Here is a 15,397-nt window from a genome sequence, read left to right on the forward strand (position 1 = left end):
CGCTTTAAGCGGATGCGAAGCGCCATCCGCCGATGATGCCTGTCTGAAAACGGTGCGATCGGACGATCGACACGGGATCACAGGAGCGAGCCCATGGCGGCACTCATGATGGCCTTCGAGGCACCCGATAGCCCTGGAAGCGTTTCGGCTCAGTCACGGAAGCCGATCGATCTCGCGCATCTCGCCAACCAGACGATGGGAGACCAAAGCCTCGAGGCGGAGGTGCTCCGGCTCTTCGCGCGGCAGGCGCGTCTGGCGATGGCCGAGATGACGAATGGCGATACCGACCGCCGTGGCCAGGCGGCGCACCGGCTGAAGGGCGCCGCTCTCGCGGTCGGTGCGACTTGCGTCGCCGATGCTGCGGCCGCGGTCGAAGAGCAGCCGGGAGATGCGATGCGGCTGAACGGACTGGCCGCAGCCGTTCTGGAGGCCGAACTCTTCATCCTCAAGCTTTGCCGTTGACTTCAGCTTCGTCGGGCAGGGCCCTACTGGCACACGGCTGCCAGCTCGGGCGGTGGGCCTTCATGTTGACTGGTCGGCGGATTTGTTGGAAGAACGGTGCCTGAATTCAACGCCGCGGCGCGCCTCTCCAGCAGGATCCTGCGCCGGCCGGCCGTTCCCATCAATTCGTTCCGGAAAGAAAAATGACAAAACTTACGATCGTCGCCTTTGACGGCACGCGCCACGAACTCGACGTCGAGGATGGCACCACGGTCATGGAGAACGCGATCCGCAATTCGGTCCCCGGGATCGAGGCGGAATGCGGCGGCGCCTGCGCTTGTGCGACCTGTCATGTCTATGTCGACGAGGCCTGGGCGGCCCAGGTCGGCGCTCCGGAGGCGATGGAAGAGGACATGCTGGATTTCGCCTATGACGTGCGACCGACCTCGCGGCTGTCCTGCCAGATCAAGATGAGCGAAGCCCTGGACGGGCTGGTCGTTCACGTTCCCGAACGCCAGGCCTGAACCTCGCGGGTCACGTTCCGACTTTCCTAGCGCTCGCCTGCCTGACAAAAAAAGCCTCGCCGGTCGGTCGACGAGCGAGGCTAGGAGGGCGCATCGCACACAGATGAGGGAGGGAACATCTGCTGCACCAGGACACGCCAGGAGAACCCATGCTGCTTCATCATCCGGTTATTGCTTCAGTATCCGGAAAGCAATGAAGCCAAACTCAAGCAGGCCGACCTCAAAACGCAAGGTCTCAGTCTTGTTCCGCAATTCAACGTCGACTGCATCGAGCAGTTGAACTTTTATTCCTCTGCTCGTTTCATGATTTCAATATAGCTGAGTCGCACACCGGCCGCTATCATAAGATTCAGCCAATAAAATACTGTGGGTTTCCGAGTTTTTCTTGGAAGGCGAAGGTGTGAACCACGCACTTCTTGAGGCGACGCTGTCGGCCGCGCTCGTGATGCGCACGCGCCGCCGACGGCGTTCTGCGTGAGGAATGGGCAGGGGCCATAATGGGCAGGGGCTATGTGGCGCGGTTCAGCGAGCGCCCTTCTTCAGGCCATCGAGGCGGTATTGGAGCAATCGGATCATGCGACGGTCGAAGTTCGCGGCTTCCGTGCGGTCGAAACGCGCCTGATCCTTGTCGTGGCTTGCGACCTCCGCGGCGCTCACCTCCGCGACCCGGGCCTGCATGCGATCGCAATCATTTTCGGGCCGCAAATCGAGAAGCGCTTTTTCCATCTGGCGCGCATGGATGCGGGCGATCTCCGCGTGACGTTCCTCGTGACGCTTTATGTCGCTTGCGAGCGTGTCCCAGACCAGGGCGAGGTCGCGCCCCGCCTGCTTGCGGTACTTCCAGCGCGGCAGGATGATGCGGGTATTGAGCGTGACGCGCGCCGAGCCGACCGCACATTGTCCACTGCGGCTGACATAGGTGACCGTGCCGCCGAACTTGATCCGCGTCGCGCCGGGATGGCGCGCTCCCGTGCTCTTCATCAAGGGGCCAGCGGTCGACAGCGCCTTGTCGAGTTCAGCGGCGGTGCGTCCGCCGACGGAAAAATAGGATACGCTCTTGCTGATAAGGGTTTCGCCCGAGGCGCCGCCGAGCGGGACGCCGACCAGCAAGGCAACCAGGGCGGCTCTTAGCGAAGCGTGTACTCGGCACATGGAGGCATGTTCTCGTCGATTGAACTTTGTTCAAGCTTGGGGCATAGCCGACGCCAGCGCAACACAAATCGGCCGCGGCCATGCCGACAATTTGCGGGATACAAAAGGAAGATGCGCTAACACGTTATTTTGAAACGTGATTGCCGGCGCCTTCTGGACACTCACGGATCGGAAGACCATGACATACACTCCATTTCAGCCCTTCCGTTGGCAATTGGGACACGGGCGCAGTCTCGAACTCGGCCCGCGTGGCCTTTTGATGGCGATCATCAACGTCACGCCGGATTCCTTCTCCGACGGAGGACGTTTCGCCGATGCGGATGCGGCCGTCGCTGCGGCCTTGGGTGCGATCGAGGAAGGGGCCGACATCCTCGATATCGGCGGCGAATCCACGCGGCCGGACGCCGAGCCGGTGAACGCGGAGGAAGAACAGGCTCGCATCCTCCCCGTCATCGCGGCGCTCGCGCGGCAGACGCAGGCGATCATCTCCGTCGATACCTATCGCGCCGAGACCGCCCGGCTTGCGGTGAACGCCGGCGCCCATATCGTCAATGACGTGCATGGGCTGCAGCGCGAGCCGGCAATTGCGGCCGTGGCGGCCGAGACCGGGGCCGGCCTCTGCATCATGCATACGGGGCGCGATCGCCAGAAAGTCGAGGACGTCGTCGAGGACCAGTTTCATTTCCTCGGCCGCTCGCTGCAGATCGCCGCGGAGGCGGGCGTCAGGCGGGAGCAGATCGTGCTCGATCCCGGCTTCGGCTTCGCCAAGGACACCGACGAGAACCTGGCATTGGTTGCCCGCTTCGAGGAATTGCATCGCCTGGCGCGGCCGTTCCTCGTCGGGACGTCGCGCAAGCGCTTCGTCGGCGCCGTGACGGGGCGCGAACCGCAGGCGCGCGACGTCGCCACGGCCGCGACGACCGCACTCCTGAGGGTCGCCGGCGCTGCGATATTTCGCGTACACGATGTCGCAATCAACAGGGATGCGTTGGCGATGGCCGATGCTATGCTGGCCGCGAAGAACAGCCGACGGGACACGAAGCCATGACTGCGACCTATATCATCACCCTGAAAAACTGCGCGTTCTTTGCCCGCCACGGCGTGCTCGACGAGGAGGAGTTCCTCGGCCAGCGCTTCTTCGTCGATGCGGAACTCGAGGTGGAGCAGGGGACGGCACTCGTCGGGGACTGCATTGACGACACCGTGCACTACGGCATCGCCTTCGCCGAGATCGAGAGGATCATCACCGGACGGCGGCGGTATCTGATCGAGGCGCTGGCGCTGGAGGTCGCAAAAACGCTTTGCGCGCGCTTCCGCCAGGTCCGGCGGGCGAAAGTCTCGATCCGCAAGCCGAATGCGCCGGTGCCCGGCGTCCTCGATTACGTGGAAGTCACGGTCGAGCATGTCGTCGAATAAAGGCCCCCGGCGCGCGACGCTCGGTCTCGGCGGCAATCTCGGCGATCCGCGCCGGGCGATGGCCGAAGCCCTGCAGGCGCTTGACGCACGTCCGGATTGCCGGGTCGTTGCGGTTTCGCGGCTTTACCGCACGCCGCCCTGGGGCAAGACGGACCAGGACTGGTTCTTCAATGCCTGCGCCGAAGTCGAGACGACGCTCGATCCGGAGGCACTTCTCGATACCTGTCTCGACATCGAGCAAGCCATGAAGCGCATTCGGAAGGAGCGCTGGGGACCACGGACCATCGACATCGATGTCCTGACCTTCGACGGCTTGCACAGGGTGAGCGAAAAGCTGGAATTGCCGCATCCGCGGATGACGGAGCGCGGCTTCGTGCTGATGCCGCTTGCCGATTTCGCGCCGGATCTGCGTGTCGAGGGCAGGACGGTGAGCGAATGGCTGCGGGACGCAGACCGCACCGGAATCGAGGTCGCCGACGAAGACGTCGGCTGGTGGCGCGCGCGGCACTGAAAGGCGGTCGTTCTTCCAGACACAAAAGCCCGGCATTCGGCCGGGCTTCTATTCGGTTGGCTTACAAAGGCCTTTACTTGATCGAGCCGACCGTGATGCTGTCCGTCTGCCGGTTGAGGCTGACGCCGATGACCGGAACCATGGTTTCCTCGACCTTCACCGAGATCGTGATGTTCATGGTTCCCTCGTCCTGAAGGCGGGCGATCATTGCGCCGTTGAGCTGCTTGCGGTTGATGCCGACGACCACCTTGTCCTTGGCGACATTGCCGGACACGACGTTGAGCCCTTTGCCGTCGGCACCATCGAGAAACTTTCCGGTATAGCTGTTGCCCTTCTGCGTGATCGTTGCGGACATCGGCTGCTTGAACACGCCGACCCGGCAGAAGCCGTCGAGCTTCAGCCCGGCGCCGTCGCCCGGCGTCGGCACGCCGGTGAGGTCGCAGGTGAACTTCGTGCCCTTGTACTTGCCGGCGACGATTTCGCCCGGACCCTTCCATTGGCCTGCTACCCTTTCGAAGAAGGCCTTGTCGCGCGCCCCCGAGGATGCCGGCGTCGCAAGGCCGGCGGTGGCGACGAGCGCGACAGCGGCAAGGCCGCGAGCGATCAAAGATGGGCGCGAGAACATGAACGATCCTCGATGGGTCTATGTGCAAATCTGGTAATCACATTTGCGCGAAAATGGTTAATGGAGGGTTTCATCATCGCTCATATACGGCCCGGCGGAAAGCACCGTTCAGCCCTCGCGCGACGTTTCCGCTCGCGCTGCGCCCGGCGCCAGATCGGCAAGGAAATCGCCGATGCCGGGGCGCTTCAGCGCCCGGAACGGCATGGGCCGGCAGAGATCCATCGCCGCGATTCCGATGCGCGCGGTCATCAGGCCGTTGATCACGCCTTCGCCAAGCCGGGCCGAAAGCTTGGACGCGAGACCGTGGCCGAGGATCTGCTGGACGAGGCTGTCGCCGACGGCGATGGAGCCGGTGACCGCCAGATGCGCGATGACGTCCCGCATCAGCCGCAGGAGGCCGAGCGTGCCGGGGCGGCCGCCGTAAAGTTCGGCCATCGCCCGGATCATGCGCGCAGACTCGTAAAGGACGTAGCCGAGATCGACGAGCGCGCGCGGGCTGACGGCGGTGACGACGGATACGCGCTTGGATGCGGCAAGGATGATCCGGCGCGCCTCGCGGTCGAGCGGCATCAGCAGTTCACGCTCGGCCAACTCGACGAGATGCGGAGCATCGATGATCTCCTCCTCCGTTTCGGCAAGACGCGCGCGGCCCCTGGCGGTGCGGGGATTGGCGGCGAGCAGGTGCACGAGCCTCGCCGTCGCGGCGCGTGCGGCCTTGGTCTTTCCCGTACCGGCGGCTAAGGCGACATCGGCCTTGAGCTCTTGTATCGCCGTCAGTTGCATGAGCCCGGAGAGTTCACGGGCGACCACGACGAGGAAGGCGAGGGCCCCGATCGCCACGACCCCGATCGCCGCGTAGCCGAGCCAATCGGCGCGCGAAAAGAGGTCGCGAACGAGGCGATCGATCCAGAGCCCGATCGCCAGCGACAACAGGATCCCGAATGCGCCCGCGGCCACCTTGCCGAAGGAGAGGCGCCGGCGCCGTGGGTGGGCCTCCGGCGCCTTGAGCGCGTCGATCGCCGCTGTCGTCTCGATGAACGGGTCGTCCGCATCGGCCGTCATCACCACCCTGTCGCCGAAGCTTGCCGGTGCGCGTCGCGGCTGTTGCTCGGGCCGTTCGGTGCGCGCTTCGGGTTCGACGGGAAAGGCGGCCGGCTTGCGCCGGCGGTCCTTGAACTCATCATTCATGCCAGGCGATCTCCGAGCAGGAACTGCATGGCCCGGTCGAGCCGGATATGCGGGACGGAAAGCTTCAGGCCGCCGCGCGTCTCTTCGAGGTGCGGTGGCCGGAAGCGGACGAAGTTGATGTCCGGCATTGCCGCAGTTCCTGCGGCGATCGCCCGGGTATCTGTGTCGACAGGCTCAAAAAGCACTTCAGGTTCTTCCGGCAAGTCACCGGGGAATATCGCTGTTTTCCGTTCGCCATCGAAGACCTCGCCATTGATCTTCTCGCCGGTGATCGGCGTGCCGACAATCACCGGCAGGCGATGGCCGTCATGATTGACCGTCGCCTCTCGCGTCGCCCTCACCGAGGCGAGCGCCATGACTTCGAGGCCGGCGCCGCTCATCCCGATCCGTTCGGTCGCGCGGCCGACGAGGCGTGCGGCGATGCGCTCGAGCCGATCATGGCTTTCGTGATGCAGGTGATCGGCCTTCGTGGCGGCGATGAGCACCTTGTCGATGCGGCGCGTGAGCAGGGAGGAGAGCCAGGAATTGACGCCGGGGCGAAAGCAGGCGAGCACGTCGGCGAGCGCCTGCTCCAGATCCTTCAGCGCCTCTGGCCCGCGATTGATCGCCTGGAGCGCGTCGACGAGGACGATCTGGCGGTCGAGGCGGGCGAAATGCTCGCGGAAGAACGGCTTCACCACATGCGTCTTATAGGCCTCGTATCGCCGCTCCATCATCGCCCAGAGCGACCCCTTCGGCGCCCGCCCGGCGGGCAGGCCCGGCAGCGGCGAGAAGGTGAGCGCCGGCGAACCTTCGAGGTCGCCCGGCATCAGAAATCGGCCCGGCGGCAGCGTCGACAGCGAGCGGTGGTCCTCCTTGCAGGCCTTGAGATAGGCGGTGAAGCTCTCGGCGAGGCGGCGTGCGCTGCCTTCATCCGCCACCGCCTCCGCTCCGATCGAGGCGGCCAGGTCAAGCCAGTCGCGCGAGAGCGCGGCCCGGGTCCCTTCACGCGCACGCCGAACGGTCGCGTCGCTGAACTGGTGGAAATCCTGGGCGAGCAGCGGCAGGTCGAGCAGCCATTCGCCCGGATAGTCGACGATGTCGACCGACAAGCGCCCGGAGGAGAACAACCTGCCCCAGCCGCTCGCACTTTCGTAGTCGAGCGTGATGCGCAACTGCGAAATCGCCCGGGTAGACTCCGGCCAGGCGCGGTCGCGGACGAGGGCGGCGATATGATCTTCGTACTGGAAGCGCGGCACGGCATCGTCGGGCTGCGGTTCGAGCCGGATCCTGGAAACGCGGCCGGAGCGAACCGGCTCGAACAATGGCAGGCGGCCGCCGTTCATAAGATTGTGCACGAGCGAGGAGATGAACACGGTCTTGCCGGCGCGGGAAAGGCCGGTGACGCCGAGCCTGATGGTGGGATTGACGAGCCCGGCGGCGCGATCGGCGAGATTGTCCAGCGCGATCAGCGCGTCGTCTTTGAGGCTGGTCAGAATGGGCGCCAAGTGTTCTCGTTCCTTCGGGAATGATTCAGCGGTGTAGCGTCATTGCCGACCCTCGGCGTCCGAAAAGACGTGTCTTTAGGAGCTATGCCATCCACATTGCTTGAGCGCGATATAGGGATTGTTTCCGTCGACGCAACGATGCGATGCGCTCCGGACCGGATTCGACGCAGACGGAACAAGGATTCATCGGCTCTCGGTCGCTTCGGAGGCCGGCACCAGCAATCGCGACAGCGTTGCGGTCCAGATCGCGCCGGTCGTGGGGCGGGTGGAGAAGTCGACGGCCGCCAGGCAGGCCGGAGGATAGCCGTCACGGAGGACTGCCGCGGCGCGTTCCTCGCCGAGCGCCTGATGGAAGAACTCCTCGATCATCGGATTGTGTCCGATCAGCATCAGCGAGGACCGATCGGAATGCGCTTCGACAAGCTCGGCGTAGATGCTCGTCGGGCCGGTATAGAGCGGATCGAGATAGCGGATATCGACGTCGGCCTCGAGCGAACGAAGGAGCGGTTCGGCAGTCTGGCGGCACCGCGTCGCGGTTGAGCACAGGATCAGGTCCGGCCTGATGCCGTGATCGGCGGCAGCATTCGCGATGAGTTCCGCCTCGCTGCGACCGGTCTCGTTGAGGGCGCGGTCGAAATCCCGTTGACCAGGCATCGCCCAGCCCGAGCGGGCGTGGCGGAGAAGAAAGAGGCGGAAGGCCGGGACTGCGCTGTCTTGCATCTATCTATCCGGTGCTCGAATGCGCTCGATCGGAATGATCTGCCCGCGGCGGCAGCTCAAACATCCCGGTGGCGTCGCTAACCTTGTCCCGCCGGTTGGCGCAAAGATCAAGCCGTGCCTCGCGTTTTCCCGAGCGGATGCGTCTGGAAGCGACACGGGGCGGGACCCATGTCGCAAACGGAATGCCGCCGGGTTCCGCGCGCCTGCTCCTCCATCGGTTCCGGCGGCAGGACCGTGATCAAGTATTTGTGTGTAATTTTGATGAAATATTAGCCGGTTAGCCTGAAAGGGGAGCAACGTTGATATGCCCTAAAGCGGCGGCTTGAATCAGAGCTTCCATAGGTCTATACACCGCCGCAATGAGATGTTCTTCAGGAGAATCGCGTTGAGTGAGAAGATCGATCTTAGTACCTATGTCCTCTCCGAGGACGAGGAATTCATGAATGCAAACCACCGGGCATATTTTCGAGCAAAGCTGAATGCCTGGAAAAACGACATCCTTCGCGAAGCCCGCGAGACCTTGGATCACTTGGCAGAGGAGAGCGCCAATCATCCTGATCTCGCGGATCGTGCCTCCTCCGAAACCGACCGGGCCATCGAATTGCGTGCCCGGGATCGCCAGCGCAAGCTGATCGCCAAGATCGATGCCGCGTTGCAGCGGCTCGACGAGGGGACCTACGGGTACTGCGAGGAGACCGGCGAACCTATCGGCCTGAAGCGCCTCGACGCCCGGCCGATCGCCACTCTCTCGATCGAGGCGCAGGAGCGTCACGAGCGTCGCGAGAAGGTTTATCGGGACGAATAAGCACCGGACATTTGCCGGCGCTCCAAATCAAACGGCGCGGTCCTGACCGCGCCGTTTCTTTTTGCCCCGAGCCGCCAATGGAAACGGATGTGCCGGTCGCGGCCGCAGCCCTCCCTCTTTTAGAGCGGGATGCACGCACATGCGTTCGCGCCACCGCTCTATCTGCCTGTTCTTGCCGAATTTGTGCGAGGTCAGGTGATTCCACCTGACTGCAAATGCTCTAGGGGCGACGGCCTGCGGAGATATCGGCCAGCATACGGGTCATCTCTTCCTCGATCGTCGGTTCCTTGCGCGTGTCTTCCGGCCGCGCGCCTCCCGGCGCGGCTCCGAGCACCGGCTCCTGGCGGGCGGCCGGCGCCGGCCGGCTCTCCGGCCGCGGTGCGACCACGGGCGTGAGGCGCTGGAGATCGCCGCTGATCTCCGCATCGAGCATCCGCTCGAAATCGTCCGCGGTGTCGGGTGCGGCGGCGCGGACCGGAATAGGCTGCGCTTGGAGCGGCTGCGGTTGCGGCTGTGCCGGCCTGAAGGGCTCGGCGGCCGGCGGCGGCGCCGGTCGCTCGGCTGCAACAGGTTGCGCCATCGGCAGCACGCGGTCGTGCGCGGTAGCGAAAACATCGGTGGAGACGGGCGAAACGGCGGATGGCGGCGGCGTGGGCCGGGCGGGCGCCGGTTGCGGTGCCGCTGCGACGGGCGTTTGGGGTCGTTGCTCGACCGCAGGGCGTGGCGCCACGGGCTCGGCGCGCTGCACCGGCTCGCTCGGCTGCACCGGTTGGCGAACGGGCTCGACGGTTTCGACACGGGCCGGGGTGGGCGGCGGAACGGGGAGCGGTTTCGGTTCCGGCGGCGCCGCCGCGATCGGTGTTTCGGCGACCTTCGGTTCCGGCGCAGGACGGATGTCGGCCTGAGCGGCGTCGGCCGCCTCCTCAGCCACGATGCGGCTTTCAATGACGATGTCGGTCGGGCCGCCGATCATGATCAGATGCTCGACATCGTCGCGGCGCACGAGAACGAGCCGCCGGCGCGTGTCCACGGCAGCGGCATCGAGCACCGCCAGCCGCGGCTGCCGGTTCTTGCCGCCGCGCACGAAGGGCGAAGAAGGCCGGCTGCGCATGATCCAGAGCACGGCCAGGAGGCACAAGAGGCCGACGGCAACCGCTCCGGCGGCGATCATGAACCTGCTGCCATTGTCTGCCAGGATCGTTTCTATCATCGGCTGAACTCCTTACTGCCGTCCGGATGGCAGCATTTGACGGCTTTTTTCGGGCTGGAACAAGCTTCGGGCCGACATTCCCTGTGAATTGACCGCGGCGCTTCCTCCGGGACGCTTTTTGCTGTTATCTCTGATTGTTAAAGATGATTCCAGTCCGATTGGCCGGAGCAGGGAGGGCGGCTACTCGTTCCGCTACGATGCCGTCGGACACCGGCCGCCGCAGAGTTTCCTTAAATCGGGATCGTTTTGGGGGTAAATTATGCGGCAATTCAAGGTATTACAGCGGCCTGTGTGCGTCCGCAGGGATGCGCGGCGCTGCAAGCATGCGGGATCTCGCCGGTGCGGCGGCATGACCCGGCAGCAGGTGAGGACCCGATGACGAAATTGCGACAGGCAGGTGACTACCAGATGCCGGTCGTCGACCGGGGCGTGCGGCCGGGCACCGTCCTCAGGATCATCCTGCTCGCGATCGTCCTCAGCGCCTCGGCGGCGGCCTTCGTCGTCTTCAAGAACCAGCTCGAAAACGAGATCGTGCTCGGCATTCTCGGCGTGCTGGCGATGGTCGGCATATTCTTCCTCGTTTCGTCCGTCATCGGCTTCATCGAAGTGATGCCGCAGTCGCGGCCGGACGAACTGGCGCGCGCCTTCCTCGATGCGCATGAAGACGGAACGATCGTGACGGACCGCAAAGGGCGCATCATCTATGCGAACGCCGCTTATGGGGCGTTGACCGGCGCCAAGGGCGCGGTCGGCGTCCAGTCGCTCGAAACGATCCTTTCGCGCAACCGCGAAGCGACCGAGGCGATCTATCGGCTGACCAACGGCCTGCACGAGGGCAAGCAGGGGCACGAGGAATTCCGCCTGTTGAAGCCGCTCGCAAACAGCAAGCTCACCGGCTCGGGCGCCCATTGGTATCGCCTGAAGGCGCGCGTCTTGCCGCTCGAGGACGCCGACAGCAATCCGCTTTATCTCTGGCAGATCGCCGACATCACCGCCGAGCGCGACGACCAGGAGCGCTTCTTCAAGGAATTGCAGAACGCCATCGACTATCTCGACCATGCTCCCGCCGGCTTCTTCTCGGCCGGGCGCAAGGGCGAAATCTTCTATATCAATGCGACGCTCGCGGACTGGCTGGGGATGGACCTCACCAAGTTCCAGCCGGGCTCGATCACGATTGCCGACGTCGTCGCGGGCGAGGGCCTTGCGCTCATCCAGGCGGTGCAGGCCGAACCGGGACTGAAGAAGACCAAGGTGCTCGACCTCGACCTGCGCAAGCTCAACGGTCAGAGCCTGCCGGTCCGGTTGATCCATCGTGTCTCGTCCACACGCGACGGCGCGCCCGGCGAGAGCCGGACGATCGTGATGTCGCGCGAAGGCGAAGACGGCGATCAATCGGCATCGAATGCGGCGATGAGGTTCACCCGCTTCTTCAACAACACGCCGATGGCGATCGCCTCGGTGGACGGGGAGGGGCGGATTCTCAGGACCAACGCGCCCTTCCTGAATCTGTTCGCCGGGCTGGTTTCACAGGACGACGTCGAGCGCGGCGCCGAGATCGAGGCGGTCGTGCACGAGTCCGAAAGGGGCCGGCTCCAGGAAGCGCTGGCAGCGGCCAAGGACCGGCAGAGCGACATCGCGCCGATCGATGCGCGGCACCCGACGGATGACGGGCGTCACTTCCGCTTCTACATCAACGCGGTGATCGACCAGAGCGATCAGGCGCCCGAGGAAGCAGCGATCATCTATGCGCTGGAAATCACCGAGCAAAAGGCGCTCGAGAACCAGATGGCGCAGACGCAGAAGATGAATGCCGTCGGAACGCTCGCCGGCGGCATCGCCCATGATTTCAACAACGTGCTGACCGCGATCCTGCTGTCCGCCGATCACCTCCTGCTGTCGGCGCGGCCGGCGGATGCGACATTCGCCGATCTCATGGAAATCAAACGCAACGCCAACCGCGCCGCGGTCCTCGTGCGGCAATTGCTGGCGTTTTCGCGCAAGCAGACGATGCGCCCGACGGTGCTGAACCTCACCGACGTCATCGGCGACCTGAGGATGCTCGTCGACCGCATGACCGGCACCAACGTCAAGGTCGAGGTGGATTACGGCCGCGATCTCTGGCCGGTGAAGACCGATCTCGGCCAGTTCGAACAGGTTCTCCTGAACCTCGCCGTCAATGCCCGCGACGCGATGTCCGAAGGCGGAACCATCACGCTCCGGACGCGGAACCTGCCGGCGAGCGAAGTGGCGGCACTTGGACGGCGCGAACTGCCGGAGGACGACTACGTCGTCGTCGAGGTGTCCGACCAGGGCACGGGTATCCCGCCGGAGATCATGGACAAGATCTTCGAACCCTTCTTCACGACGAAAGAGGTGGGCAAGGGCACCGGCCTCGGCCTTTCGATGGTCTATGGCATCGTCAAGCAGTCGGGCGGCTATATCTATCCGGAATCGGAGGTCGGCAACGGGACCACCTTCCGCATTCTCCTGCCGCGGCACGTCGAGGTGGTCGAGACGCGCGAGGAAGGCGCCGCGAACGAGGCGCTTGCCGAGGCTTTGGCGGCGGCGAGCGAGGCGGTTGCGGCCGCGGCAGCGCCGGCGGAACCGGCGGACCTCACCGGCGATTCCGCCGTCGTGCTTCTCGTCGAGGACGAGGAGGCTGTGCGGCGCGGCGGCAAGCGCATGCTGGAGACGCGCGGCTACACGGTTCACGAAGCCGGATCGGGTATCGAAGCGCTCGATATCATGGACGAGCTCGACGGTGCCGTCGATATCGTCGTCTCCGACGTGGTGATGCCGGAGATGGACGGGCCGACGCTCTTGCGCGAGCTGCGCAAGAAATATCCGGACCTGAAGTTCATCTTCGTCTCCGGCTATGCGGAAGACGCCTTTGCCCGCAACCTGCCGGCCGACGCCAAGTTCGGCTTCCTGCCGAAGCCGTTCTCCCTCAAGCAACTGGCCGTCGCGGTTCGCGAGATGCTCGACTCCTGAGCCGGCTTCTGACGGGCAGGAGGCAGAAAACCCGGCACGCTCGGCGCCGGCTCCGCCACCCGCTTGCCGCTGCTGCTTATATCGCCCGCAACGCGACGGCGATCTCGGCAGCGAGGCGGGCGTTGTTCTCGACGAGCGCGATATTGGTTTCGAGGCTGCGGCCCTCGGTCATGTGATAAAGGTTGTCGAGCAGGTAGGGTGTGACCGCCTTGCCGGAAATGCCGTCGCTTGCGGCATTGTCGAGCGCCCGGGTGATGTAGATCTCCATTTCCTCGCGCGGGATTTCGTTTTCCTCGGGAACCGGGTTGGCGACGAGCATGCCTCCGTCGATGCCGAGAAGATCGCGCATCCGCTGGAAATTGGCGATCGCCGCCGGGCTGTTGAGCATCAGCGGGCTCTTGATGCCGGAGTGACGCGACCAGAAGGCGGGGAAATCCTCGCTGTCATAGGTGACGACCGGCACGCCGCGGGTTTCGAGCACTTCAAGCGTTTTCGGAATGTCGAGAATGGCCTTGGCGCCGGCGCAGACGACGATGACGCCGGTGCGGGCGAGTTCGTCGAGATCGGCCGAGATGTCGAAGCTTTCTTCCGCGCCGCGGTGAACGCCGCCGATGCCGCCGGTCGCAAAGACGCTGATGCCGGCACGGGCCGCGGCGATCATCGTCGCGGCGACGGTGGTGGCGCCGGTGCGGCGCTCGGCAATGGCGAAGGCGAGGTCGGCGCGCGAAAGCTTCATTGCGCCTTTCGTCTTCGCGAGCGCCTCGAGCTTCGCCTCGTCGAGGCCGATATGGAGGACGCCGTGAATGACCGCGATGGTCGCCGGCACCGCACCCTCTTCACGGATGATCGCCTCGACGCTGCGGGCCATGTCGAGATTGCCGGGATAGGGCATGCCATGGGTGATGATCGTCGACTCCAATGCGACGATCGGCGCGTTGCGCGCCCTGGCGGCCGCGACTTCATCGGAGAATTCCATCGGCAGGGATGGGGAGGCGGGTTTGGTCATGATCATTCCCTTGGGTCACGACGAATGGGCTTCGATTCGATCAAGCCATCGTGCTTGCTTCTGAAAAGACTGGAACGGTGCACTGGCGCAAAACCCGAGAGCTTCTCGCCTCGCCCCGCCTTCGGCTGCCCATCTCATGACAGCATTTCCGCCGCCGGCACAAGGGCGAGCGTCTGCTCGATCGCCTCCGCCGACATCTCCTCCGCGGCGGCGAAGGGAGAACCGAGCGTCAAGACGGCGGCGGCGATGCCGTGCCGCAGACATGCGGCGAGGTCGCTGCCTGCAAGCCGAGCGGCGAGGAAGCCAGAGGCCAGCGCGTCTCCGGCGCCGGTGACGTCGGCAAGTGCGGAAAGAGCGGGCGGTGCGGCGATACAGGCGCTGTGGCGATCGAAGGCGACCGCGGTCCGCCCGCCGCGGGTGACGACGCCGCCGCGAAGCCCCTTGGCATGCAGCAGCGATGGCCATTCCTCGACCGCGGCAGCCTCGGCGCCGGTGATCGCCCTTGCCTCCGCCTCGTTCATGAACAGGAAATCGAGACCGGCGAGGCACTCGCGATAGCGCACCACCTTCGCGGGGGAAACGGCGATACCGGCGACGAGCCGGCCGTCCCCGGACGCCGCCTCGACGAGCGCCGTCAGCGTCTCCTGCGGCAGGTTCGCGTCCATCAGCACCAGGTCGCTCACCGCCAGGATCTCGCGCGTCGCGCGCTGCTGCAGACGGCGCGGCGTGAACAGCGCATAGAGATCCATGTCTGCGAGTGCTATGACGAGATTGCCGTCGTTCTCGAGGATCGCCGTGTAGCTCGGCGTCTTGCGATCGAGAAAGACGAAGGGGCGATCGATCACGCCGGCAGCGGCGGCAGCCGCGGCCACCATGTCGCCGGCCGCGTCGCCGCCGCGCGGGCCGATCATCCGAACGCGATGGCCGAGGCGCGCGAGGTTTCGCGCGGCATTGAAACCGCCGCCCCCGGCCTCCTCGAACCACCTGCCGGGATTGCTCGCGCCCGGCGCCGTCGCGCCGCTGATCCGGCCACGGCGGTCGATGTGAGCGCCGCCGAAAACGACGATATTCCGTGCTTTCATGTCCGTTCCGATGTGATCATTGCGAAGGGTAATTAGAACTTGCGGGTCGTTCTTCTGCCCGCATTTCATCCCATCATTCCGGAATTGGGTCCAGCTTGGTCGCAGCCGATCCGTTGCGATTCTCGAGGCGAATCGGGCGATGGGGCAAAGCCTCACGGGTCCACGCGCCGCCCGGCGAAGCGGCGTATGACGCGCCCGTGAACATGAATCGAACAGATGAAGAATAATTTATATTATTC

At 64.8% G+C, this 15,397-nt stretch carries 15 protein-coding genes; 7 read left to right on the forward strand and 8 right to left on the reverse strand.

The window, feature by feature from the left end; genetic code table 11:
- Positions 1-93 precede the first annotated feature (93 nt).
- Entirely contained in the window at positions 94-462 is a 369-nt protein-coding gene (locus ATB98_RS05610) for a transcriptional regulator (RefSeq protein ID WP_066870290.1), read from the forward strand.
- Positions 463-644: 182 nt separating this feature from the next.
- Complete coding sequence (locus ATB98_RS05615) at positions 645-965, forward strand: 2Fe-2S iron-sulfur cluster-binding protein (protein WP_066870293.1); 321 nt, start codon at positions 645-647, stop codon at positions 963-965.
- A gap of 522 nt (positions 966-1,487) precedes the next feature.
- Here the strand turns inward: ATB98_RS05615 and ATB98_RS05620 are convergent.
- Complete coding sequence (locus tag ATB98_RS05620; RefSeq protein ID WP_066870296.1) at positions 1,488-2,117, reverse strand: DUF922 domain-containing Zn-dependent protease; 630 nt, start codon at positions 2,115-2,117, stop codon at positions 1,488-1,490.
- Positions 2,118-2,295: 178 nt separating this feature from the next.
- On the opposite strand from ATB98_RS05620, the gene folP reads away from it, so the two are divergent.
- The 3 genes from folP to folK are packed head-to-tail and all read left to right on the forward strand — an operon-like array spanning position 2,296 to position 4,044.
- Positions 2,296-3,165, forward strand: a complete 870-nt coding sequence (folP, locus tag ATB98_RS05625) for a dihydropteroate synthase (RefSeq protein WP_066870493.1) — start codon at positions 2,296-2,298, stop codon at positions 3,163-3,165.
- Positions 3,162-3,533, forward strand: a complete 372-nt coding sequence (folB, locus tag ATB98_RS05630) for a dihydroneopterin aldolase (RefSeq protein WP_066870299.1) — start codon at positions 3,162-3,164, stop codon at positions 3,531-3,533. The genes folP and folB overlap by 4 nt, the downstream gene beginning before the upstream one ends.
- The gene (gene folK, locus ATB98_RS05635) at positions 3,520-4,044 is read left to right on the forward strand and encodes a 2-amino-4-hydroxy-6-hydroxymethyldihydropteridine diphosphokinase (RefSeq protein WP_066870302.1); all 525 of its coding nucleotides are present in this window, start codon (positions 3,520-3,522) and stop codon (positions 4,042-4,044) included. Before folB ends, folK begins: the two co-directional genes overlap by 14 nt.
- A 73-nt stretch (positions 4,045-4,117) precedes the next feature.
- Here folK and ATB98_RS05640 read toward each other — a convergent pair whose 3' ends face one another.
- The 4 genes from ATB98_RS05640 to ATB98_RS05655 all read right to left on the reverse strand — a co-directional run bounded on the left by ATB98_RS05640 (position 4,118) and on the right by ATB98_RS05655 (position 8,064).
- The gene (locus ATB98_RS05640) at positions 4,118-4,669 is read right to left on the reverse strand and encodes a hypothetical protein (protein WP_066870305.1); all 552 of its coding nucleotides are present in this window, start codon (positions 4,667-4,669) and stop codon (positions 4,118-4,120) included.
- 108 nt (positions 4,670-4,777) lie between these two features.
- A complete protein-coding gene (locus ATB98_RS05645) occupies positions 4,778-5,857 on the reverse strand; it encodes a YcjF family protein (RefSeq protein WP_066870308.1) in 1,080 nt (359 codons plus the stop codon).
- Entirely contained in the window at positions 5,854-7,344 is a 1,491-nt protein-coding gene (locus ATB98_RS05650) for a YcjX family GTP-binding protein (RefSeq protein WP_066870312.1), read from the reverse strand. Before ATB98_RS05650 ends, ATB98_RS05645 begins: the two co-directional genes overlap by 4 nt.
- 183 nt (positions 7,345-7,527) lie before the next feature.
- On the reverse strand, positions 7,528-8,064 hold the full coding sequence (locus ATB98_RS05655) for a SixA phosphatase family protein (RefSeq protein ID WP_066870315.1): 537 nt from the start codon (positions 8,062-8,064) through the stop codon (positions 7,528-7,530).
- Positions 8,065-8,449: 385 nt separating this feature from the next.
- On the opposite strand from ATB98_RS05655, the gene dksA reads away from it, so the two are divergent.
- Positions 8,450-8,869, forward strand: a complete 420-nt coding sequence (dksA, locus tag ATB98_RS05660; RefSeq protein ID WP_026613972.1) for an RNA polymerase-binding protein DksA — start codon at positions 8,450-8,452, stop codon at positions 8,867-8,869.
- 220 nt (positions 8,870-9,089) lie between these two features.
- Here dksA and ATB98_RS05665 read toward each other — a convergent pair whose 3' ends face one another.
- Positions 9,090-10,079: a flagellar biosynthetic protein FliO gene (locus ATB98_RS05665; RefSeq protein WP_066870319.1), complete on the reverse strand. Its 990-nt coding sequence runs from the start codon at positions 10,077-10,079 to the stop codon at positions 9,090-9,092.
- Positions 10,080-10,454: 375 nt separating this feature from the next.
- Between ATB98_RS05665 and cckA the strand changes: the two genes are divergently transcribed.
- Complete coding sequence (gene cckA / locus ATB98_RS05670) at positions 10,455-13,070, forward strand: cell cycle histidine kinase CckA (RefSeq protein ID WP_066870322.1); 2,616 nt, start codon at positions 10,455-10,457, stop codon at positions 13,068-13,070.
- 76 nt (positions 13,071-13,146) lie between these two features.
- On the opposite strand, the gene ATB98_RS05675 is transcribed toward cckA, so the two are convergent.
- Positions 13,147-14,076 carry a pseudouridine-5'-phosphate glycosidase gene (locus ATB98_RS05675; RefSeq protein ID WP_066870496.1) on the reverse strand — a complete coding sequence of 310 codons (930 nt, stop codon included), beginning with the start codon at positions 14,074-14,076 and terminating at the stop codon, positions 13,147-13,149.
- A gap of 134 nt (positions 14,077-14,210) precedes the next feature.
- Positions 14,211-15,158, reverse strand: coding sequence for a carbohydrate kinase family protein (locus tag ATB98_RS05680; protein ID WP_066870325.1), 948 nt, complete (start codon positions 15,156-15,158; stop codon positions 14,211-14,213).
- Positions 15,159-15,397 lie beyond the last annotated feature (239 nt).

Origin of the sequence: Sinorhizobium saheli (assembly GCF_001651875.1) — a bacterium.
Taxonomy (GTDB): Bacteria; Pseudomonadota; Alphaproteobacteria; order Rhizobiales; family Rhizobiaceae; genus Sinorhizobium; species Sinorhizobium saheli.

Bases quoted from the DNA above. Each gene is read 5' to 3' on its own strand.
- ATB98_RS05675 (WP_066870496.1), bottom strand. From the start codon at position 14,076: ATGACCAAACCCGCCTCCCCATCCCTGCCGATGGAATTCTCCGATGAA.
- ATB98_RS05655 (WP_066870315.1), bottom strand. From the start codon at position 8,064: ATGCAAGACAGCGCAGTCCCGGCCTTCCGCCTCTTTCTTCTCCGCCAC.
- ATB98_RS05640 (WP_066870305.1), bottom strand. From the start codon at position 4,669: ATGTTCTCGCGCCCATCTTTGATCGCTCGCGGCCTTGCCGCTGTCGCG.
- ATB98_RS05645 (WP_066870308.1), bottom strand. From the start codon at position 5,857: ATGAATGATGAGTTCAAGGACCGCCGGCGCAAGCCGGCCGCCTTTCCC.
- folP (WP_066870493.1), top strand. From the start codon at position 2,296: ATGACATACACTCCATTTCAGCCCTTCCGTTGGCAATTGGGACACGGG.
- ATB98_RS05680 (WP_066870325.1), bottom strand. From the start codon at position 15,158: ATGAAAGCACGGAATATCGTCGTTTTCGGCGGCGCTCACATCGACCGC.
- ATB98_RS05615 (WP_066870293.1), top strand. From the start codon at position 645: ATGACAAAACTTACGATCGTCGCCTTTGACGGCACGCGCCACGAACTC.
- folB (WP_066870299.1), top strand. From the start codon at position 3,162: ATGACTGCGACCTATATCATCACCCTGAAAAACTGCGCGTTCTTTGCC.
- folK (WP_066870302.1), top strand. From the start codon at position 3,520: ATGTCGTCGAATAAAGGCCCCCGGCGCGCGACGCTCGGTCTCGGCGGC.
- ATB98_RS05620 (WP_066870296.1), bottom strand. From the start codon at position 2,117: ATGTGCCGAGTACACGCTTCGCTAAGAGCCGCCCTGGTTGCCTTGCTG.
- ATB98_RS05665 (WP_066870319.1), bottom strand. From the start codon at position 10,079: ATGATAGAAACGATCCTGGCAGACAATGGCAGCAGGTTCATGATCGCC.
- ATB98_RS05610 (WP_066870290.1), top strand. From the start codon at position 94: ATGGCGGCACTCATGATGGCCTTCGAGGCACCCGATAGCCCTGGAAGC.
- cckA (WP_066870322.1), top strand. From the start codon at position 10,455: ATGACGAAATTGCGACAGGCAGGTGACTACCAGATGCCGGTCGTCGAC.